The 21,397-nt window shown below is 63.9% G+C and carries 19 protein-coding genes; 6 read left to right on the forward strand and 13 right to left on the reverse strand.

Translation table 11 applies throughout. From position 1 onward, the window contains the following. The first annotated feature begins 153 nt into the window (after positions 1-153). The 3 genes from LOY51_RS12950 to feaR all read left to right on the forward strand — a co-directional run bounded on the left by LOY51_RS12950 (position 154) and on the right by feaR (position 3,343). Positions 154-1,653, forward strand: a complete 1,500-nt coding sequence (locus LOY51_RS12950) for an APC family permease (RefSeq protein WP_110993868.1) — start codon at positions 154-156, stop codon at positions 1,651-1,653. Further along, the gene (locus tag LOY51_RS12955) at positions 1,634-2,215 is read left to right on the forward strand and encodes a DUF3156 family protein (protein WP_125858557.1); all 582 of its coding nucleotides are present in this window, start codon (positions 1,634-1,636) and stop codon (positions 2,213-2,215) included. Before LOY51_RS12950 ends, LOY51_RS12955 begins: the two co-directional genes overlap by 20 nt. 162 nt (positions 2,216-2,377) lie before the next feature. Next, positions 2,378-3,343: a transcriptional regulator FeaR gene (gene feaR, locus LOY51_RS12960; RefSeq protein WP_125858558.1), complete on the forward strand. Its 966-nt coding sequence runs from the start codon at positions 2,378-2,380 to the stop codon at positions 3,341-3,343. Between the two features lie 95 nt (positions 3,344-3,438). On the opposite strand, the gene LOY51_RS12965 is transcribed toward feaR, so the two are convergent. From LOY51_RS12965 to LOY51_RS13005, 9 genes are all read right to left on the reverse strand, one after another. After that, a complete protein-coding gene (locus tag LOY51_RS12965) occupies positions 3,439-3,804 on the reverse strand; it encodes a cupin domain-containing protein (protein ID WP_011534256.1) in 366 nt (121 codons plus the stop codon). A 29-nt stretch (positions 3,805-3,833) separates the two neighbouring features. Next, entirely contained in the window at positions 3,834-5,132 is a 1,299-nt protein-coding gene (locus LOY51_RS12970) for an NAD(P)/FAD-dependent oxidoreductase (protein WP_110993864.1), read from the reverse strand. A gap of 285 nt (positions 5,133-5,417) precedes the next feature. Further along, positions 5,418-6,221 carry a 4-hydroxy-2-oxoheptanedioate aldolase gene (gene hpaI / locus LOY51_RS12975; protein WP_125858559.1) on the reverse strand — a complete coding sequence of 268 codons (804 nt, stop codon included), beginning with the start codon at positions 6,219-6,221 and terminating at the stop codon, positions 5,418-5,420. Positions 6,222-6,230: 9 nt separating this feature from the next. Next, the gene (gene hpaH / locus LOY51_RS12980) at positions 6,231-7,034 is read right to left on the reverse strand and encodes a 2-oxo-hept-4-ene-1,7-dioate hydratase (RefSeq protein ID WP_125858560.1); all 804 of its coding nucleotides are present in this window, start codon (positions 7,032-7,034) and stop codon (positions 6,231-6,233) included. An 8-nt stretch (positions 7,035-7,042) separates the two neighbouring features. Then, positions 7,043-7,453: a 5-carboxymethyl-2-hydroxymuconate Delta-isomerase gene (locus LOY51_RS12985; RefSeq protein WP_125858561.1), complete on the reverse strand. Its 411-nt coding sequence runs from the start codon at positions 7,451-7,453 to the stop codon at positions 7,043-7,045. 10 nt (positions 7,454-7,463) lie between these two features. Beyond that, positions 7,464-8,387 (reverse strand): 3,4-dihydroxyphenylacetate 2,3-dioxygenase, encoded by a 924-nt coding sequence (hpaD, locus tag LOY51_RS12990; protein ID WP_125858562.1) that lies wholly within the window; start codon positions 8,385-8,387, stop codon positions 7,464-7,466. A 154-nt stretch (positions 8,388-8,541) separates the two neighbouring features. Beyond that, positions 8,542-10,002, reverse strand: a complete 1,461-nt coding sequence (gene hpaE / locus LOY51_RS12995) for a 5-carboxymethyl-2-hydroxymuconate semialdehyde dehydrogenase (protein WP_258646480.1) — start codon at positions 10,000-10,002, stop codon at positions 8,542-8,544. A 2-nt stretch (positions 10,003-10,004) separates the two neighbouring features. Continuing rightward, a complete protein-coding gene (locus LOY51_RS13000) occupies positions 10,005-10,775 on the reverse strand; it encodes a fumarylacetoacetate hydrolase family protein (RefSeq protein WP_125858563.1) in 771 nt (256 codons plus the stop codon). Continuing rightward, positions 10,772-11,446 carry a fumarylacetoacetate hydrolase family protein gene (locus LOY51_RS13005; protein WP_258646481.1) on the reverse strand — a complete coding sequence of 225 codons (675 nt, stop codon included), beginning with the start codon at positions 11,444-11,446 and terminating at the stop codon, positions 10,772-10,774. Before LOY51_RS13005 ends, LOY51_RS13000 begins: the two co-directional genes overlap by 4 nt. Before the next feature lie 163 nt (positions 11,447-11,609). Here LOY51_RS13005 and hpaA point away from each other — a divergent pair, with 163 nt between their 5' ends. Both hpaA and hpaR read left to right on the forward strand, forming a co-directional pair. Further along, positions 11,610-12,512, forward strand: a complete 903-nt coding sequence (gene hpaA, locus LOY51_RS13010; RefSeq protein WP_125858565.1) for a 4-hydroxyphenylacetate catabolism regulatory protein HpaA — start codon at positions 11,610-11,612, stop codon at positions 12,510-12,512. Between the two features lie 175 nt (positions 12,513-12,687). After that, a complete protein-coding gene (gene hpaR / locus LOY51_RS13015; RefSeq protein WP_125858566.1) occupies positions 12,688-13,110 on the forward strand; it encodes a homoprotocatechuate degradation operon regulator HpaR in 423 nt (140 codons plus the stop codon). A gap of 383 nt (positions 13,111-13,493) precedes the next feature. Here hpaR and LOY51_RS13020 read toward each other — a convergent pair whose 3' ends face one another. Both LOY51_RS13020 and LOY51_RS13025 read right to left on the reverse strand, forming a co-directional pair. Beyond that, positions 13,494-14,087 (reverse strand): TetR/AcrR family transcriptional regulator, encoded by a 594-nt coding sequence (locus tag LOY51_RS13020; RefSeq protein WP_190306061.1) that lies wholly within the window; start codon positions 14,085-14,087, stop codon positions 13,494-13,496. Positions 14,088-14,092: 5 nt separating this feature from the next. Then, positions 14,093-15,292, reverse strand: a complete 1,200-nt coding sequence (locus LOY51_RS13025) for a multidrug effflux MFS transporter (protein ID WP_258646482.1) — start codon at positions 15,290-15,292, stop codon at positions 14,093-14,095. Positions 15,293-15,611: 319 nt separating this feature from the next. Here LOY51_RS13025 and LOY51_RS13030 point away from each other — a divergent pair, with 319 nt between their 5' ends. Beyond that, entirely contained in the window at positions 15,612-15,803 is a 192-nt protein-coding gene (locus LOY51_RS13030; RefSeq protein WP_125464026.1) for a con-10 family general stress protein, read from the forward strand. 104 nt (positions 15,804-15,907) lie between these two features. On the opposite strand, the gene LOY51_RS13035 is transcribed toward LOY51_RS13030, so the two are convergent. Continuing rightward, positions 15,908-18,256, reverse strand: a complete 2,349-nt coding sequence (locus LOY51_RS13035) for an RHS repeat domain-containing protein (RefSeq protein WP_258646483.1) — start codon at positions 18,254-18,256, stop codon at positions 15,908-15,910. Further along, on the reverse strand, positions 18,253-20,955 hold the full coding sequence (locus tag LOY51_RS13040; RefSeq protein ID WP_258646485.1) for an RHS repeat domain-containing protein: 2,703 nt from the start codon (positions 20,953-20,955) through the stop codon (positions 18,253-18,255). The genes LOY51_RS13035 and LOY51_RS13040 overlap by 4 nt, the downstream gene beginning before the upstream one ends. Positions 20,956-21,397: the final 442 nt, after the last annotated feature.

Consider the following 21,397-nt stretch of genomic DNA (forward strand, 5'->3'; position numbering starts at 1 on the left):
CTGGCAAGCCAGCTCCCACAGGTGTTTTGCATGACCTCTGTGGGAGCCGGCTTGCCGGCGATGTGGTCGCAAGCCTTGCACCGCCGGATCGCCAGCACTTGCGGCGCGCCCGGCAAGCCGTCATCTTTCCCTCGTCCAGCCAGGGCCCACCCCATGACAATCAACAATAAGCTCACCGAGCACCTCAACCGCGGCAGCGTCGGCTTCCCCACCGCGCTGGCCAGCACCGTCGGCCTGATCATGGCAAGCCCCGTGATCCTCACCGCCACCATGGGCTTCGGCATCGGCGGCAGCGCCTTCGCCGTGGCCATGGTGATTGCCGCAGTGATGATGCTCGCGCAGTCGACCACCTTCGCCGAAGCGGCGGCGATCCTGCCGACCACCGGCTCCGTTTACGACTACATCAACTGCGGCCTGGGCCGCTTCTTCGCCATCACCGGCACCTTGTCGGCCTACCTGATCGTGCATGTGTTCGCCGGCACCGCCGAGACCATCCTCTCGGGGGTGATGGCGCTGGTGAACTTCGAGCACCTCAACACCCTTGCCGAATCCGCCGGCGGCTCCTGGCTGCTGGGGGTGGGCTTCGTCCTGGCGTTCGGCGTGCTCAACGCCTTTGGCGTGAGCGCCTTCGGCCGCGCCGAGGTGGTGCTGACCTTCGGCATGTGGACCACGCTGATGGTGTTCGGCGTACTCGGCCTGCTGGCGGCGCCGGCGGTGCAGTTGGAAGGGCCGTTCGGCGTATCGATGGTCGGCACCGACCTGATGACCATCCTCTCGCTGGTGGGCATGGCCATGTTCATGTTCGTCGGCTGCGAGTTCGTCACGCCGTTGGCCCCGGAGCTGCGCCGTTCGGCCTGGGTGATGCCCAAGGCCATGGCCCTGGGCCTGTTCGGCGTGGCCAGTTGCATGTTCATCTACGGCGCAGCGATGAAGCGCCAGGTGGAGAACGTGCTGCTCGACGCCGCCAGCGGCGTGCACCTGCTGGACACCCCCATGGCCATCCCGCGCTTCGCCGAGCAGGTGATGGGCGATATCGGCCCGGTGTGGCTGGGCATCGGCTTCTTGTTCGCCGGCGCGGCCACCATCAACACACTGATGGCCGGGGTGCCGCGGATTCTCTACGGCATGGCCGTGGATGGGGCGCTGCCCAAGGTGTTCACCTACCTGCACCCGCGCTTCAAGACGCCGCTGCTGTGCATCCTGGTGGTGGCGCTGATCCCGTGCCTGCACGCCTGGTACCTGGGCGGCAACACCGACAACATCCTGCACCTGGTGCTGGCGGCGGTGTGCGCCTGGAGCACGGCCTACCTGCTGGTGACGCTGTCGGTGGTGATCCTGCGCATTCGCCGCCCGGACCTGCCGCGCGCCTATCGCTCGCCGCTGTTCCCGCTGCCGCAGATTGTCTCCAGCATCGGCATCTTGCTGGGCATGTGGTTCATCACCCCGCCGGGCATGAACCCCGCCGATGTGTATGTGCCGTTTGCCGTGATGCTGGGCGCTACGGCGGCCTACGCGTTGTTCTGGACCCTCTGCGTGCAGAAGGTCAACCCGTTCCAGCCGGCGCGGGTCGAGGATGTGCTGGAGAAAGAGTTCGGCGCCGAACCTGGCCACTTCCACAGCGAGCAAGTGCAGCATGTCGGCAAGCTGGCTTGAACGCCTGACTGGCCCCCGCGCCCCGGCCGGCTACCGGCCGGGGGCGACCCTGGCGCGGCTGCAGCGCAACCTCGGTTTGGCGGAGTTGCAATCCGGGGCAGCTCCGCTCACCTTTACCTACCGGCAGGATGGCCCGGTGGTCGAGGTGCGCGAACGCACCGAAAGCCACCTGCTGATGCACCTGGTGATGTGCGAGTTCCGCCTGCGCCTGCCTGCCTCGGGGCAGGGCACGGTGCAGCTGGACATGCATCACCGCGGGGCATTGCGCCGCACTGGCCTGGCCTGTCGGCAGCGGGGTGGTGACAAGGCGTTGTTCGACCTTATGCAGGCGCGTATCGGCGGCGATAGTGCCTTGCAGGCAGCACTGATGCCGCTGGACTTCAAGCGCCTTAGCATTGGCTGCGAGGGTGGCCAGTGGCAGGTCACCCTGGAGCATATGGGGGCCAGTGAAGTGGTCAACCGGGTGCCCGCGTTCCGCCGCTATATCCCGCTCAGCGCTGATCAGCGCGGGTATCTCTGGCAGGCCTTCGAGGCGCTGCAGCATATCCTTCGCGAGTTTTGAAAGTGGGGGCGCTACGCGCCCCTATCGCAACCCATGCGCAACCCCAGACCCCCTTGGCATAAAACCTGCTCTCTACACCGGCCAACAGATGACAGTTGTGCGTCAATGGATAACATGTTAACAATTGACCCATAACAACAATGCCCGCGTGTGGAGGTTGCCATGCCCCAGCCCGTTTCCCACTGCAGCACCCAGCCCGAAGCCGACGGCCTGGACCGTTGGACCGCCGCCATGCAGCAGGTGTGCGGCCGTTTCCAGACCGAACTTGCGTTCAACCGAGCGCTGTTCATCGGCGAAATCGCCACCTTCAATCGTGCAGGCCTGGCCCTGGCCAACCTGCGCACCAATGCCGGCAATATCCGCCGTTTCGGCGACAACCCCGACCGTGACGACGACCAGCACTGTTTCCTGGTCAGCCAGCGCATGGGCTATTCGCGGATCACCCAGGGCGGTGTGAGCTTGCAGTTGTCACCCGGCGATCTGCTGTTGATGGACTCGGTCGGCCCGTGCGAGATCACGCCGTTCGGGCTGATCGAGCATGTCTCGCTGTCGCTGTCCCGCGAGCAGGTGCGCAAGCACGTGACCGGGCAAGGCGCCGCCTTCGGCAAGATCTCCTCGACCAACGCCTGCGGGCGCATGCTGCATTTGCTGATGGACCAGCTGTGCCGCGAAGAGGAAGACGCAGGCGGTGCGCAAGGCGATGCCCTGCAGTCGGCATTCATTTCCCTGCTGGAGCCCGGTTTCGAGCGTGGCGAGCACAATGCCGCCGCGTTGGGCGGCGTGAGTGGCAGCAACCTGCGCGGTTATGTGCAGAAGGTCATCGACGAGTCGCTGGGCCAGCCCGGCCTGACGCCGGCCAACCTGGCCGAGCGCCTGAGCATCTCGGTGCGGCATCTGTACCGGGTGTTCGAGGAGGAGGGCGACAGTGTCTGCCGCTATATCCAGCGTTCACGGCTCAAGCGTAGTGCCGATGACCTGTCCAACCCGTTCCTCAAGCGCGAGTCGATCACCTCGATCGCGTTCAAGTGGGGGTTCACCGATTCGGCGCATTTCAGCCGGGCGTTCAAGAAGCAGTTCGAGCAGTCGCCGAAGGACTTTCGGGCGATGGCCCTGATGGCGGGGCGCTAAAAGCATCGCCGGCAAGCTGGCTCCCACAGGGTTATGCGATTCCTGTGGGAGCCGGCTTGCCGGCGATTGGGCCGCAGGGCGGCCCCAAGGGTGGATCAGGCGACAGCGAGGTAATGCTTGACGAAGGTCTCGCTCAACACTTCCCACAACACCGGCGTGCCCTTGGTCACGAACCAGGCATCGCCTGCCTTGTAACGGGTCACCTGCCCGGTGGATTCATCAGTCAGCTGGATCTCCCCGGTCACGATCACGGCCTGTTCGCTGAACGGGTAGACCATGCGGAACTTGCCCTGGGTGGTACCGAAGTAAGCGCTGCTGACCGGGTCGGTCGGCGCGCCGTGGGTCATCTTGCCGTAGCACTTGACCTCGCCTTCGAGGATGGTCGAGCCCAGGTCGGCAACGGTGCCCCAGGCATCGAGTTCGGACAATTGCACACCCTGGCGGACGGCGGTAAGGGTCATGGTGGTTCTCCTGGTCAGTTCAAAAAGGCTCAACGGCGGCCGTTGAAGAAGCCCGACAGCTGATGCACGGTCTTGCCGGCGGTCAGCAGCAGTGGGCGAATGTGGTCCTTGCCGAGGATGCGCGCATGCTTGACCGAGCTGATCAGGTCGTAGCGGCTGGAGCCTTCGCTCATGCCTTCGGCGAGGATCTTGCAAATGATGTGGCTGGGGGTGACGCCAAAGCCCGAATAGCCCTGCACGTAGAAGGCGTTGGGGCGGTTGCTCAGGGTGCCGAGCTGCGGGAACAGGTTGGCGCTGGTGGCCATCGGGCCGCCCCAGGCGAGGTCGATGCGCACGTCCTTGAGGTACGGGAAGATCTTCAGCATCAGGTTGCGGTTCCACGCCTTGAGGTCTTTCGGGATGTGCTCCACGAAAGGCGTGGCGGCGCCGAACAGCAGGCGGTTCTCGCGAGTGACGCGGTAGTAGTCGATCACCGGGCGGATATCGCTGTAGGCGCCGCGGATCGGGCTGATTCGCTGGATCAGTTCATCCGACAGCGGTTCGGTCATCAGCTGGAAGGCGTAGGTGTTGACGGTGCGGGCGTGCAGCTCGGGTTCGAGCTTGTTGAGGAAGCTGTCGCAGGCCCACAGCAGTTTGCTGGCCTTGACCGAGCCACGGCCGGTGCGCACGGTGATGCGCTCACCGTAGTGCACTTCCAGCGCCGGGCTGTGCTCGAAGATCCGTGCGCCATGGCCCACCAGGGCCTGGGCTTCGCCGAGCAGCAGGTTGAGCGAATGCACGTGGCCGCCGCCCATGTGCAGCAGGGCGCTGCTGTAGGCGTCGGAGCCGATGATCTGCTTGACCTCGGAGCCGCCCAGGAAGCGGATCTCGTCCTTGCCGTTGATCGCCTTGAAGTCTTTCTCCCAGGCGCGCAGGGTCTTTTCCTGGCGGGCGTTGAAGCCCATGTAGCCGTAACCGTGGCAGAAGTCGGCGTCGATGGCGTAGCGGGCGATGCGGTCCTTGATGATGCCGGCGCCCAGCTCGCTGATCTCGAAGATCTCGCGCAGGCCCTGTTCGCCGACGCTGCTCTTGATCTTTTCCAGGTCGTGGCCGATGCCGGCCATGATCTGCCCGCCGTTGCGCCCGGTGCCGCCGAAGCCCAGGTAGCGGGCTTCGAGCACGACGACATTGGTGATGCCTTTTTCGGCCAGTTCCAGGGCCGTGTTGATGCCCGAGAAGCCGCCGCCGATCACTACCACATCGGCTTCGATGTCGGCTTCGAGGGTGGGGAAGCTGAGGTTGTATTTTTTGGTCGCGGTGTAATAGGTGGGCGTTTCGATGTTGATCATGGCGCAGCCTGGACAGTTGGAATTGTTAGGAAGCAGGGCTTGCACAAGCGCTGGCTGTGGCAGCTATTGGGCACCTAACGCGCGGTAGGTGTCTTGCCTGAGTGTGCCAGGGATTTGATTCTGTGTGACGGGGGGATGTGGCGGGCTTGAGACCGTATGTCGCCCGCAATGTGTATGCCGAAAGGGTTGCAGCGCTCTCAAGATCGAGCGCCGCGCGGGCGGCGCTCGATCTGATAGGCGCAGAACATCTATCGGCGAACCCTTTTGGGCTACCCCTTGCGAACGTCAGTAAACCCCGCCCTGGGAGGTCGTATTCACCACACCTTCCTTGAATGCCCCTGCCAACCGCTGCAACCCGCGCATCAGCACGGTGGTATCCACCCCTACAGCGACAAACGCGGCCCCCAGCTCGATATAGCGCCGCGCCAGTGTCTCGTCGGCACTGAGAATCCCCGCCGCCTTGCCGGCCCGGCCAATCCGCACGATGGCGTCTTCGATGGCCGCCTGCACCTCGGGATGCCCCGGATTGCCCCGGTGGCCCATGGCCGAGCTCAGGTCCGCCGGCCCGATGAACACCCCATCCACACCATCAACGGCGCAGATTTGGTCCAGGTTTGCCAACCCCTCGCGGTTCTCGATCTGCACCAGCAGGCACACCTGCTCGTCGGCCAGGTCCAGGTAACCGGGGATGCTGTTCCAGCGCGAAGCCCGGGCCAGCGCACTGCCCACACCGCGCACACCGTACGGCGGGTAGCGCACCGCACGCACCAGCTGGCGAGCCTGCTCGGCGCTTTCGACCATGGGCACCAGCAAGGTCTGGGCACCGATATCGAGCAACTGCTTGATCAGCGCGGTATCGCCGACCACCGGCCGCACCACCGGCTGGCCGGGGTAGGGCGCCACGGCCTGCAACTGGCCGAGCAGGCTGCGCAGGTCGTTGGGCGCGTGTTCGCCGTCGAGCAGCAGCCAGTCGAAACCGGCGTTGGCCGCCAGTTCCGCGCAATACGGGTCGGCCAGGCCGAGCCACAGGCCGATCTGCGCCTGGCCGCTGCGCAGGCGTTGCTTGAAGGTGTTGATGGGCATGTCCATGGGCGGTCCTCAGACGAAACGGCAGGCAATCGAGCCGAGCTGGTCGTAGTCGACATGGAAGGTGTCGCCGGGGCGGGCAGCCACCGGGCGGGTGAAGGAGCCACCAAGGATGATCTGCCCGGCCTCAAGGCCCACGTCATAGGCGGCCAGTTTGTTGGCCAGCCAGGCTACGCCCTTGGCCGGATGGTTGAGCACGGCGGCAGACACCCCGGATTCCTCGATCACGCCATTGCGATAGAGCACCGCCGGCACCTTGCGCAGGTCGATGTCGCCGGGCCGCACGGCGCGCCCGCCCATGACCACGCCGGCATTGGCGGCGTTGTCGGAGATGGTGTCGAACACCTTGCGGGTGGCGCCACTGTGCGGGTCGACCTGCTGGATCCGTGCGTCGATGATTTCCAGTGCCGGGATCACCCACTCGGTGGCGTCGAGCACATCGAACAGGCTGACGTTGGGGCCCTTGAGCGGCTTGCCGAGGATGAAGGCCAGCTCCACCTCGACCCGCGGCACGATGAAGCGCTCGAAGGGGATGTCGCTGCCTTCGTCGAACAGCATGTCATCGAGCAGCGCGCCGAAATCCGGTTCGGTGATGTTCGAGGAGACCTGCATGGCCCGTGAGGTCAGGCCGATCTTGTGGCCGACCAGCTTGCGACCGCTGGCGATCTTTTGCGCGACCCAGGCGCGCTGGATGGCGTAGGCGTCCTCGATGCTGATCGAGGGGTGCTCCAGGGAAAACTGACCGACCTGTTCGCGGCTGCGTTCAGCCTGGTCGAGGCGGGCGGCGGCTTGCTGGATGATGTGGGCGTCGAGCATTGAAGACCTCAGGAATTCCGGTTGAACAGGGGGTGCAGGCTGCTGTGCTTGGCGTCGTACACCTGGGCCTGGCTTTCGTCGATCTGCAGGGTCACGCCGACCGGGCGTTTTGCCAGCAGCGGGTCGAGGTGGTGGCGCAGCACGGCCAGCAGGTTGTCGCCGACCTGCTGGTGCACCGTGGCGCTGCGCCCGCTGCCCATGCGCAGGTTGGCGTAGACGAAGCCGTAGCTACCCTGGCCATCGGCGATCGCCGCGTGGGCGGCGGGGTAGGCCAGCACCCGGGTGCCGCCGGTGGGGAACACCTGGCGGGCGTTTTCGTCGCGTTGTTCGAGCATGCAGTCGGCCAGGGCGCGGCACAGCCCGGGCATGTCGGCGTCGGCTTCAATGTCCGGGCTGTAGAGCAGGACCAGATGGGGCATGGCGCGCTCCTTACAGGCGGCTGGTAGAGGTGACGGCGGCCGGGTTGGAGGCCTGGGCGGCGGGGATGGTGCTGCCATCCTGCGGGGTGACCGGGAAGATCGCGTTGATCTGGCCGGTGCCGGACGAGCCGAAGTAGGGCGTGACCACTTCGGCTTTACCGTCGTACTTCGACCAGCCCAGGGCGCCGAGCAGCATGGCGGTGTCGTGCATGAAGCCTTCGCCGTGGCCCTTGACCGCGTACTCCGGCAGCATCGCGCAGAAGTCGGCCCAGTCGCCGTCCTGCCACATCTGCACCACGCGATGGTCGAGGGTTTCCAGGAACGGGCTCCACACCTTGGTGGCAAAGTCCGGGGCCTGGCCGTTCTGGGCGAAACGGTGGGACAGCGAGCCGCTGGCGAGGAAGGCCACGGTGCCGTCGTAGTGGTCCTCGACCGCCTTGCGCATCGCCCAGCCCAGACGGGCGCTGTCGTTGAGGTAATGCGAGGTGCACAGCGCCGAGACCGAGACCACCTTGAAGTGCTGGTCGGTGTTCATGTAGCGCATCGGCACCAGGGTGCCGTACTCCGGGGCGAGCGTGGTGGCGTCGTGGGCCATGGTTTCCACGCCCAGGCGGTTGCATTCCTCGGCCAGGATGCGCCCGAGTTCCGGGTTGCCGGGGAAGCCGTAGTTCATGTTGGCGATGAAGTGCGGCAGCTCGTTGCTGGTGTACAGGCCTTCGAAGTGCGCTGCGCAGTTGATGTGGTAGTTGGCGTTGACCAGCCAGTGGGTGTCGAACACTACCAGGGTGTCGACGCCCAGTGCCCGGCAGCGCCGGCCGATTTCCAGGTGACCGTCGATGGCCGCCTGACGAAAGCCTTGGCGCGGGCCGGGCAGTTCAGACAGGTACATCGAGGGTACGTGGGTGATCTTGGCGGCGAGAGCGAGTTTGCCCATGGGAATCTCCTGCTGAAGGTTGTTGTTCTAGGTGTCCATGGCGAGGGCTGTGCCCTCGATTCGCGGGTAAACCCGCTCCCACAGGTCCAGCGCTGTGCCTGTGGGAGCGGGTTTACCCGCGAAGGGCTGCAAGGCAGCCCAGCGCTTTAAAGCGTTACACCCCCCAGCGCGGAATGTGGTGGCTGCCCATGGAAATACACACGTTCTTGATCTCGGCAAACACCTCGAAGCTGTACTGTCCCCCTTCGCGGCCAGTCCCGGAACCCTTCACCCCACCAAACGGCTGACGCAGGTCGCGCACGTTCTGGCTGTTGATGAACACCATACCGGCCTCGATGCCCCGGGCCAGACGATGTGCCTTGCCGATGTCCTGGGTCCAGATATACGAGGCCAGACCGTATTCGGTGTCGTTGGCCAGCTGCAGTGCCTCGGCCTCGTCCTTGAACGGGATCAGGCACGCCACCGGGCCGAAGATCTCCTCCTGGGCGATGCGCATGCGGTTGTTCACATCGGCGAACACCGTGGGCTGGATGAACTGCCCCTTGGCCAGGTGCGTCGGCAGGCCCGCCGGGCGCTCCAGGCCACCGGCCACCAGGCGCGCACCTTCCTCGATGCCGATGCGAATGTAGCCGCTGACCTTATCGTAGTGCTGCTGGGTGATCATCGAGCCGACCTGGGTTTTCGGGTCGGTCGGGTCGCCGACGATCAGGCGCCGGGCACGGGCAGCGAACTCGCTGACAAAGCGCGGATACACGCTCTCCTGGATGAAGATGCGGCTGCCGGCGGTGCAGCGCTCGCCGTTGAGCGAAAAGATGGTGAACAGCGCGGCGTCCAGGGCACGGTCCAGGTCGGCGTCTTCAAAGATCAGCACCGGCGACTTGCCGCCCAGTTCCATCGAGTACTTTTTAAGCCCCGCGGTCTGCATGATCTTCTTGCCGGTGGCGGTGCCCCCGGTGAAGGAGATGGCGCGCACGTCCGGGTGGCGCACCAGGGCATCGCCGGCGGTGGCGCCGTAGCCCTGGATCACGTTGAGCACACCGTTGGGGATACCGGCCTCGACTGCCAGGCGGCCCAGCTCGTTGGCGGTCAGCGGCGAAAGCTCGCTCATCTTCAACACCGCCGTGTTGCCCAGCGCCAGGCATGGCGCTGTCTTCCAGGTGGCGGTCATGAACGGCACATTCCACGGCGACACCAGCCCGCACACGCCTACCGGCTGGTACAGGGTGTAGTTGAGCATCTGGTCGTCGACCGGGTAGCTGTGGCCGTCCATGCGCGTGCACACTTCGGCGAAGAAGTCGAAGTTGTGCGAGGCGCGGGGGATCAGCACATTGCGGGTCTGGTGGATCGGCAGGCCGGTGTCGAGGGTTTCCAGCTCGGCCAGTTGCGGCACGTTCTGGTCGATCAGCTCGCCGAGCCGGCGCATCAGCCGGGCGCGCTCCTTGGTCGGGGTGTTGGCCCATTTCGGGAAGGCCTCTTTCGCCGCGGCCACGGCCTGGGCGACTTCCTCGGCGCCACCGCTGGCAACTTCGCCGATGGCTTCACCGGTGGCCGGGTTGTAGTTGATGAAGGTGTCACGGCTCTCGACTTCGCGGCCGTTGATCCAGTGCTTGATCATGTTCATGCCTCTTGGGTTTTACGGGCGAAGAACTCGGCTTCGCTGACGATACGGTTGACCAGGCGGCCGACGCCTTCCACTTCCACCACCACTTCATCGCCCGGCACCACGTCGGCCAGGCCTTCCGGCGTGCCGGTGGCGATCATGTCGCCGGGCTGCAGGGTCATGAAGCTGGAGAAGTATTCGATCAGGTAGGGGATGTCGAAGATCATGTCGGCGGTGCTGCCTTCCTGCTTCAGCTCGCCGTTGATCCAGGTGCGCAGCTTCAGGTTCGACGGGTCTGGCACATCGCTGGCATCGACGATCCACGGGCCGACCGGGGTGGTGGCGTCGCGGTTCTTCACCCGCAGGTTGGGCCGGTAGTAGTTCTCCAGGTAGTCGCGGATGGCGTAGTCGTTGCACACCGTATAGCCGGCCAGGTAGGCGAGGGCGTCCTCGCGCTTGACGTTGCGCGCCGGCTTGCCGATCACCGCCACCAGCTCGCACTCGTAGTGCATGTACTTGACGTTGTCCGGGCGCCAGGTGACCTGGTCGTGGCCGGTGTAGGTGCCGGGCGACTTGATGAACGCCAGCGGCTCGGTGGGCGGGGTGAAGGCCAGCTCGGCGGCGTGGTCGGCGTAGTTCAGGCCCAGGGCGAACATGCTGCCGGTGGCCGGTGGCAGCCAGGTCACCTGGTCTTGATGCACCAGGCGGCCATCGGCCAGGCGCAGGTGGTCGTCTTCGACCGTGACGGCGTGGACCTGGTCGTCGAACTGGATACGGGCGTGCTTCATGGGGCGAGTCCTTGTTCGGCGACGATGGGGTTGGTCAGCTGGCCGAGGCCGTCGATCTCGACGCTTACGCGGTCACCGGGCAGCACGTCGACGCGGCCTTCCGGGGTGCCGGTAATCAGTACGTCGCCGGCATGCAGGGTCATGAACTCGCTGATTTCAGCGATCAGCCGGGCCACGCTGCGCACGCAGTTGGCGGTGTTGTTGTGCTGGCGCAGTTCGCCGTTGACCCACAGGCGGATGCCCAGCGCGTCGGGGTTGCCCACCTGCGCCGCCGGTACCAGTTCCGGCCCCAGCGGGCAGAAGCCGTCACGGCACTTGGCCTTGACGGCGGGGCGGTAATAGCTGTCTTCGGGCAGGCTGAACTCGTTGACGATGGTGTAGCCGGCCACGTGCTCGAGGGCGTTCTCGACGGTTACCCGGCTGGCATCCTTGCCGATTACCACGCCCAGCGCCGGGCCGGGCTGCAGGCGTTCGACTCCCGCAGGGTAGGTAACTGCCTGGGCATGGCCATTACGGGTGTTGGGGGTCTTGATGAACAGCACCGGCTTGACCGGCGGCTGCTGGTACGGCGCTTTATGGAAGGACGCCAGGTGCTGCTGCAGCAGGCCCTGGTAGTTCAGGGCGACGCCGAACAGGCTGCCGGTGGCGACCTCGTGCAAGGCACGGCTCATGCTTTTCTCCTGCGGAAGGCGAAGCGCCCGGGGACGCTTCTTTGCGTTTTTGTTAATGTGTTAACGTTATAATTAAGATGTTAACAATCGTCAAGGCATTCCCCGCTCGCCGGGCAGTGCTACGATGCATCGCCCGGCCTGTTCCACCGGTACGAGAACAACAATGAAAGAACGACAGCCGATCCCCAACATCAACATCGGTCAGGTCTACGACCAGCGCTACAGCGACAGCGAGGTGCACTACGACCGGCTCGGTAACCTGGCCGGCTTTTTCGGTCGCAACATGCCGGTGCACCGCCATGACCGCTTCTTTCAGGTGCACTACGTGAAGACCGGCAGCGTGCGGGTGTACCTCGATGAACAGCGCTATCACGAGGCCGGGCCGATGTTCTTCCTCACCCCGCCGACCATCCCCCATGCCTTTGTCACCGAGGCCGACGCCGATGGCCATGTGCTGACCGTGCGCCAACAGCTGGTGTGGCAACTGCTGGAGGCCGAGCCCGGGCTGATCAGCGCGCCGCGCCTGCAACCTGCGTGCGTTGCCCTGGGGCATTTGCAAGGGCAGGCGCGCGAAGAGGCGCATCGGCTGGAGCAGTTGTTCGACCTGCTCGGCAGCGAGGTCGGCCAGGGCCAGGCGGGGCAGGGCACCGCCCTGCAGGACCTGGCGCGGCTGGTGATGATCAGCCTGCTGCGGCTGTGTGCCAACTCGCTGGAGGCGATGCCGGCGCGGCACGAGGACTTGCAGCTGTTTCACCGCTTCAACGAGCTGATCGAGCGCCATTACCTGGAGCATTGGGCGTTGCCGGCGTACGCCACGGCGCTGGGCGTGACCGAAGCGCGCCTGAATGACGTGTGCCGGCGCATCGCCGATCTGCCGTCCAAGCGCCTGGTGTTCGAGCGCCTGATGCAGGAGGCGCGGCGCCTGTTGCTGTATACGGGCGGTTCGGCCAACGAGATCTGCTACCAGTTGGGCTTCAAGGACCCGGCGTATTTCAGCCGGTTCTTCCAGCGCCATGCGCAGATGACGCCGGGGGAGTACCGCCAGCGGCAAATGGCGTTGCGGTGATAGGTGCATCGAATGACCTGCTCCATGCCTTGAGCGTCAAGCCAATCGTGCAATGACCCGGTTGCAGCGAGAATGGGCATTAGCCAGGAGCGCTGGTACTTTTCACAGGGACTGGACAGGCCGGGTGCAAATGTATTTCACTTCATTAATATCTTAATAAAACCAGCCGAGCCCGATGACCATCCCAAGACCCTCCCTGACCTTGACCCTGCTGCAGGCCCGTGAAGCGACCATGGCGTTCTTCCGCCCGGCCCTCAATGCCCATGACCTGACCGAACAGCAATGGCGAGTGATCCGCATCCTGCGCCAGCAGGGCGAGCTGGAGAGCCACCAGTTGGCGGACCTGGCGTGCATTCTCAAACCGAGCATGAGCGGCGTGCTCAAGCGCCTGGAGCGTGATGGGCTGGTGGGGCGGCGCAAGTCGCCGGAGGATCAGCGGCGGATCTTCATCAGCCTGACCGTGCGCGGGCAGCAGGCGTTCCTGGCGATGAGCGAGGAAATGGAGCGCAATTACCAGGAGATCCAGCGCCAGTTCGGGGCGGACAAGCTGGAGCAATTGATGGGGTTGCTCAATGAGTTGAAGAAGATTGAGCCTTGAGGTGGCGGGGGCGTTGGTGGGGCATGGTTTGAGTTTGTATGTGGGCCACCAGGTGCCCGCCACAACCCTTGCAGCGCTTATGAGATCGAGCGCCGCCCGCGCGGCGCTTCGCGGGTAAACCCGCTCCCACAGTCTGTTTCGGGCCAGTCTCTCCTGTGCCATCACCAGGTCCGCCTTGTTAGCACGACGCGGTTTCAGCGTGTGCGTTGCCGCCGCCCCACATGGCTCAAGACATGCACCAAGGCAGGCGCCGGTACTTTCACAGGAATAATTGGCCCGAAATAAACTGTGGGAGCGGGTTTACCCGCGAAGCGCCGCGCGGGCGGCGCTCGATCTCATAGGCGCTGCAAGGGTTGTGGCAGGCGCCTGGCGGCCCTCACCCCTCACCCCGCCAACCCCAACGAATCATCCAGAATCTTCAACAACGACGCCGCCCGCCGCGCATACACCGCCGGGTTCGCATACAGCAGCTCTACATGCAGGCTGTCGATGATCCCCAGATAAGCATCCCCATACAGCTCCAGCTTGTTGCCATCGCTGCGCGCCCAGGCATGCCGCTCGCGCAGGGCCTGGCAGAAGCCCAGGCGAATCTGCTCCAGATATGCCTCGAACCCGGTGGTCACGATCGAGCGTATCGGCGCCGGCGGCAGGAACGCACTGCGCAGCACGAAGCGCAAATTGGCCGAGCCGGCATACCTCTCGGCCAGGTGCAGCGGATGCCAGTGCCCCGGCGCCTCGCGGCCGGCGGCCTCATGGCCGAACCCGGCTTCGACATAGGCGGTCTCCTCGGCCAGGGCACGCTCGAACGCACACACGAACAACGCATCCTTGTTGGCGAAATGCGCATACAGCGAGGCTTTGCGCATGCCCGCCTGGGCCGCGATTTCGTTCAGCGACGAGCCGTCGTAGCCATGTTCGGCAAAATGCAGGACGGCGTGGTCGCAAATGCGCGCGGCGGAAGGGGTCAGGGCTTTCAAGGCGGTCACTCCGGGTTGACGCTGCAGTTCGAGGCGCTGATTGTCTTTGCCAGGGCGGTGCGGGTCAAACCCAGGATGACCACGGCGGCTGCGGCCAACAGCCAGGCCCAGGCCTGCGGGCCGAGGGTCGCCAGGTGCCCGGCCAAGGGTGTGGCGCTGGACGAGATCACCAGTTGCAGGGCACCGAGCAGCGCGGCGGTGGAGCCGACATCGCGGTGCTGCGAGGACATCGCCAGGGCCATCAGCGTGGCCTCGCAGATGCCCAGGCCGAACAGCGCCAGCACCACGCCGCCCAGCAGCACCGGCAAGCCGCCACCCACCACCGTCAGCAGTGCACCCGCACCCATGCACAGCGCGCCCCACCAGGCCACCCGGGCCACGCCGTGGCGCTTCACCCACAGGCCGGACCCTGCAGCGCCCAGCAGAATGGCTACGCCACAGGCGCCGAACAGCATGCCGAACTGCGTGCTGGTGAGGCCGAAATGCTGCTGGTACACGTAGGCAGAGCCGGCGATGTAGGCGAACAGGAAAAAGAACACCGCCGACAGTGCCAGTGCCGGGCGCAGGAAAGCACCGTCACGAGCGATGCGCGCATAAGTACGCATCACGCTACGCGGCGCCAGGCGCACACGCTGTGCCACGGGCAAGGTTTCACCCAGCACAAGGGCCGAGTTGAGCAGGGTCAACAGGCCGAGCCCAGCGAGCACCAGCATGATCGCCCGCCAGCCCCAGGCGGCATCCACCACGCCGCCCAGCGCCGGGGCGAGGATCGGTGCCAGGCCTTCGATGGTCATCAGCAGGGCGAAGATCTGTGCCGCCCGTGCACCCTCGGCGACGTCGCGCACCATGCTCATGATCACCACCAGGGTCAGCGCGCTGGCCAGGCCCTGGATCAGTCGTGCCAGCAGCAGCGCCTCCAGTGAGTTGGCCGCCGCCGCAGCCAGCGAGGTGACCGTGAACACCAGCAACCCCACCAGCAACGGCCGGCGCCGGCCCAGCGCATCCACCAGCGGGCCGAACAGCAGCTGGCCGGCGCCCATGGCCAACAGGAACACGGTCAGGGTCAGTTGCACCTGGGGATAGCCGGTGGCGAAGTCGCGAGCCATCTCCGGGAGGCTGGCCAGGTACATGTCGATGGCCGAAGGGCCGAGGGCGCCGATCAGGGCGAGGGAGGCGGCGAAGCGCAGGTTTGAGTGGGTGGGCATGACAGCGAAATCCATTGGACAAAAATAAACCTACCGACCGGTAGGTTGTGCAAAGGTTAAGCATATTCATGGGAGGGGTCAACAGATGTGTCGCGAGGCACGCGTTCCCTCGCTCTAGGCTCTGCACGAAAAGTTTTGTGGGAGCGGGCTTGCCCCGCGATTGGCTGAAACTGCTTGTGCACCAAATACACCGCCGTCGCTTGTTTAGCGCCACCGGTCCGATGAATCCGCAATAAACCGAATCCGCCGTTATTGCCGTACTCCCACACCATGTACGGCACGCAACCGTGCATCCCCAAGCCAAACGAGGTTGATGATCATGGCTAACAAAGACAATGACCGGATGGGCAAGGACAGCGACAAGATGGGCCACCAGGGCGGTAGCAAGAACCCAGGGAACTTCGCCAATGACCGCGATAAGGCTAGCGAAGCCGGGCGTAAAGGAGGGCAAAGCACCGGTGGAGATAACCGCCAGAGTAGCGAGTCGGGCCGCAAGGGCGGCCGCTCGTGAGTGAGGCCTAGCAGTGCCAGGGGACCTGGCACTGCGTTTTGAACACTACTCAACCGCAGCGCTACGCCTTGACGCCTCTCAACATCAAGCCGTGGCGCGTTGGGTCAGCGGAACTGCCGGCTAACCGGTGGATTGTCTCCAGCACCAGCATTTCGGCGTCTTTCGAACAGGGACGGAGCCCCAGATCGGCTGATGATCTCGGTTATTCGTTGCGACGGCCCGGTCTCGGCTCGCTGCGAGGCTGGCAGTGAGGCCCGATTGGCTTGGGCCGCTTGTTCCTCACGAGGACCGATCTGCCTGGACTGGCTATTGGTAGCAGCCACAGGGCCTTGTTGTGCCGTCTGGACAGGATCTTCTTGGGCTGGTTCCTTGGCAGGTGAAGCTACCCACTTTTCCACAGTAGTTAATGTCGATGTCACAGCTGAAGCGGGGGCACCCAAGGGTTTGAGCCAGGTCTCGGCGTTGTGAAGAGTTTGATATACGCCTTTGAACGATTTGAAAGCCTCGTAAGCCTTAGGCGCCGCACTAGCAAAGGAGGTGCCAGTTCCAACAAGACCTACGCCAAATTCCACATATCCAAGGATTTTTGCGGCCTTTGAGTCGGGATTCTTGGCCGTAATTGCTAGGCCGGCTATCTGGGTGCCTAATTTAATGAAACTGGCTCCTGCAGAAATCGCTCCCATTATGCCTACCGTCATTTTCACGGTGACGCCGAAGGCCACAGCAGCAGCGGCAACTGTCCCGCCTACGCCAAAACCTGCCGCAGTGGCCGCCGCACCAGCGGCGAAAGCGGCAGTGATTGCCGGCGCAAGGGGAGCAAGTGCTATGGCCACGGCGACCACTGCAAACCCTAGGGCAAGCCATTTAAACCAACTGTGCCCATCCGGGTCGAAGCGATTGACCGGGTCACCCGCGCAATAGCCGTAGGGGTTGAGCCCGCCGCGCCCGAAGGGGCTGGCGCTATCGGGAGCGAGGAAAATCATCAGCACTGGGTCATAGGGCCGGTAACCTGCCGCGATATACCAGCCCGTCAGCGGCTCACGGCGTTCGCCTGCAAACCCAAACGTGCAGGCGGCGCTCTGCGCTGGGCCCGCATCGGCCCCGTGGGCTGTGTAATGGTACTGGCGCAGTTCCTCATCAGCCTCCAGCCGCACACTGCCCTGGGCATCGCAGCCGAGCAGAGTGGCCCGGTGAACCCCAGCGGCCAATCGGTCGACCGCGAACAACTGGCCAGCATCGCCGATCAAGCGCAATTGTTCTTCACCGCGCAGTTCGTGGGTGAGGCGGTTGGCGCTGTGGAAACTGCGCGTAAGCTGGCCATCGATCCGGCGGTCGCACAAGTTGCCAGCCGGGTCATAACCGTAGGTGCAGGTCTGGCCCTGGTAGCTGACGCTCTGCAGGCGGTCTTGCCCATCCCAGGTCAGCACGCGGCCCAGGCTGTCACGCTCGAGGCGGCCGCGAGCGTCATAGGCCAGGTCGATCTGCCTGGGCCAGCTGGCATGGGTATGAGCAATGCGGGTGACCTGGGTTGGGTCGCTGCTGTTTTCGTACTCGAAGGTCGCGGTATCGCTGCTGTTGTCGGCGAAGGTCGAGACCACGTCGATATAGCAATCCAGTGCATCCAGGCGGAACACCTGCTTGACCACCAGGTTACCGAAGGGATCCTTCGGCGCCACCGCGGGGTCGGCCTCGTAGGTGTTCAAGCGGCCGTGGCGATCATAGGTGAAGCGCTCCTCACCCTGTACCGAGCCGTCGTCCCAGCGGCGGCTCTTGAGCTGGTCGAGGTCGGTGTAGGTCAGCGTCTGTACCTTGCGGCTGGACTGGCCCTCGACCACGGCGTCATAAGTACGGGTATGCTCACGGCCAAGGCCATCATAGGTCAGGGTCTGGGTCAGGCGGGTACCGCTGACCGTGTCACGGGTGGTGTAGGTGTGCGGGCGGGAGAAGGCGTCGTAGCCGATCTCGCTGGTGACGCTGCCGACGATGATCCGTTGCAGACGGCCGGCGCTGTCGAACGCACGCTGGTGGTCCACACCGGCGGCGTCTTCGAAGCCAAGCTGCAGGCCGCCGAGGCTGTAGCGCCAGGTGGTGACATGTTCCTGGCCATCGACCGTCCAGGTGTCGGTCTGCGGCTTGCCGGCAGCGGTGAAGGTCATCTGCTGTACGCCAAGCGGGCCACTGGCCGAGTTGGTGGTACCCAGCTTGTGGTCATAGCTGAAGCCATGGGCGCTTTCACCCGCAGGGATAATCTGTTCGACCAGGTTCTCCAACGCTTTGAGATAACGGAAATCCACACGCTTGCCATCAGCCAGGATGTTGTGGGTGGGCGGCAGCTGGCCGGCGGCATAGTGATATTCAGTGGTGCGGCCACCGCATTCGATGTTCAGAGGGCGGCCGAGGCCATCGAACTGCTGGCGACCTACGGTCACGGGTTGTGCATAGTTGTTCATCATGGGTTCTCCACGGTTTGCAAGGCCACCGATGCAGGGTGCTCGCTGTTGCTGTGCGGGGCGTAGGTCCATAGGGTCTTGCGGGCCTGTGAATCGCCGACTTCGAGGCGCTCGACGACACGAGAGAAAGCGTCGTAAGTGGTGTGGGTGCTGCTCCCCATGCCGACGGCGGGTACGACGCTCTGTTCGATGACACGGTCCAACCCATCGCGAAGTTGATAGGTTGTCCGCACCAATCGCCGCTTGCCGGGGTCGCCATCACCGTCGTCAAAGAGCTCGGTCTTCACTGGGCTGCCGCTGAGGTTCTTGTGCACGACCTCCAGGCTGCCTGCCTTGCCCTGGGCGGATTGCCACCGTTGCTCGGTCTGGGCGATCGGGTCGTGCAGGGTATGCGTGGTCACCCCATTGCCCGCAGTTACCTGCGCGACATTGCCCCAATGGTCGTAGGTGGTGGTACTGGACGGGCTGAACAGCGGTTGGCCGTCGGTTGCCCAGTCTGTATCGCTGCGTGAAACTTCTCGCCCCAGGGCGTCATGCTCGATGCTGCTCATGCAGCGAAAAGGTGCAGCCACGTGATCGAGGTCTTCGAGCTCTACCCGTACCGTACGGCCGGCGCCGTCGAGCCAGCTGCGCTTGCGCTGGCCTGTGGCGTCGCGTTCTTCAAGGCCGACGCTGGCCTTGAGAGAGACGCAGCCGTTGCTACCCGGCATGCGCGGGGCATGCTGCATGACGAAAGTGTCGCTGAGGTGGTAGCTGGCGGTGCGGGTCACTTCATACTCGGTGCCGCTGGCAATAATGCTGCGTACCACACGTCCGAGCCTGTCGTAGGCGTGGTCGGTATGCACGCCAGCGGCACTGGTCTCGCGCAGGGTCTGGCCGCTGGTCAATGAACGGGCGGTGCTGGTGCGCATGTGCTGGGTTTGATCCGTCTCGTCACCTTCGATAACCGTGGTGGTCAGCAGCGTCGCCACGCCATTCACGGGCTCGATGCTGTAGCTATGGCGAGTGGTGATCGGCTGCCCCGCCACGGTCTTGGTGGCGCTGGCCAAGCGGGCGTAGTGCTGGCCAACCGTATCGATGTAGGTGTTGCAGGTGCTTTCGATCACGGTCCCGGCAGTTTCGTCTTCCAGTTGCTCGCGCTCGACCAGTTGCAAAGCAGGGTCGCCTGGTATCAACGAAGGCAACGCAGCATAGGTGTAGCGGGTGACCATGACCGGCGCAGCGCCGCGCGCCGATATGGGTGGGGTAACCCTGCGCAGTTTCACGCGGCGCACCATGCCCAGGGCATCTTCAGGCGCGCTGCCGCGCTCGCCTTCGATCGGGTAGTACTCGTTGAACTCGATCACGCCATTGGCCTGGACCGACTCGAGCGGGTTGCCATAGCGGTCGAAGGTGGAAGTGGCGATCTCGCTGCGTTCACGTTTGACGGTATCGCCCTGCCACTCGATGAAGGTGGTGGTCACCTGGCGCGGGCACTGGCAGAACGCTGCCTGCTCTTCCCAGGATTTGTCGTAGTCGACGTGGTAGCTGGTGTCGACACGGGTTTCATGGTCGCCCGAGCGGCGGCGCTCGAGGGTTTGCAGGTGGTGGCGGTCCCAGTGACGCTGTACGGTCTGCTGGATCGAGCCACTCGAGTTGGTCAGGGTTTCGGTGACGGAATACTCGTAGCGCTCACGCAGCCTGTAGAGGTTGTCGCGGCCCGACTCCCATTGGAAGCCCAGCTGGCTGCCATAGCCGAGGTAGTTGTAGACACCATTCCAGGTGTAGCTATACGACAACGTGCCTGCCGCCTCACTGTCGGTATGCTCCCAGCGCAGCACACGTGGCAGGAAACCGATCGGCGCGCCGTTGGGCAAGCGATGCGAGCTCGCAGCGGTTTTGCTCCAGAACAGCGTGTCGGTGGCTCCGAGCGGGCCGCTGACATTCTTGGGGAATAGCAGCGACTGGCCGTTGCCGACATCTATAGCCTCATAGCTGAAGGTAAAGGGCGCTGCGATTTCAGGCAGGTGCAAGCTCGCCAGGCGGTTGTTCGCTTGACCGAAGACGTATACCGCTTCATCGGCAGTTCCCGGTGCAAGCAGCAACTTAGGTGAAGTACCGCTGCGATCGATCCGAGCCAGTACCCATTGGTTGTCGTCGGTGATCTCCCTGAGGTGGTTGACACCGTTGACCGAGCTCCACTTCAGGTGCAGCCGGCGGCCTGCATCGCTGCGCAGTTCATGCAGCACATAGGCGCCGCTGTTATTGACCCGCTTGAGGATCTCGATACGGCCGTCCTTGTGAGTGATCCGATAACTGCCATCGTCAGTACGTACTGCCCGCAGTGATTGCAGCTTGTAGTCGCGGAACGTCACCTCGCCGTCCACGACGGCTTGCACTGCGTACTGTTCGCCCGTGCCGAGGCGCAGAGCCTGGGCGCCTTGTGCCAGTGACAGTTCGCTGCACAGCAGCGACCAGCCCAGGCCAAAGCCCTGGTTGCGATGCGAACCTAGGCTGCTGAACGCCAGGGTGAAGGGCAGGGAAGGGCCGCCAAGGTTATTGGCGATACCCAGTTCGATGTTGAAGACCAGGTTGAACTGGCCCGTTCGCGGGTCGACCGCTGATTGCATGGCCGAGAGGAAGTTGCTGGCCTGTGTGTGGATGCCGCCCGTGTTGAGGGGCACTTCAGCTGTTTGGGACGTTTCATTGATGGGGTCAGACATTTTCTCTCTTCTGTAAAGCGAAGGGTGTGAGCAATCACTGCCGCGCTGATGCGGCACGCAATAAGTCACGCCTTTAAAAGTGAATGTAGGGTTAAAGTTATGATGCCGCGGCTTCTATAGTCAGCTGCCGCAGGCAAGGGTTTTTATTGCTTATTGGTGCCTATTGTATTTGATTGATTAAACATTTCTGCTGCGCGCTCTGCACGCTGCTTGCGCGATAAATTTAATGTCGCATCCATTAATTTGTCGCTGCAGTTAAACGATATTAGGTTTTTAGGGTTTGGCGCTGTGGGGACTTTCTGATGAGGCCGGGTGAATAGCCGCAGGTATTGCAGAGTTGACATGAGCATCAAATTAAGTAGTTTCCGTAACTCTAAATAGTTAGGCGCGGCAAAGTGCAAGCCACTCAATGGTCGGGGCCTGTGCGTTGAGATAATGGAAA

It is taken from the genome of Pseudomonas sichuanensis (assembly GCF_024749065.1).
Classification (GTDB): Bacteria; Pseudomonadota; Gammaproteobacteria; order Pseudomonadales; family Pseudomonadaceae; genus Aquipseudomonas; species Aquipseudomonas sichuanensis.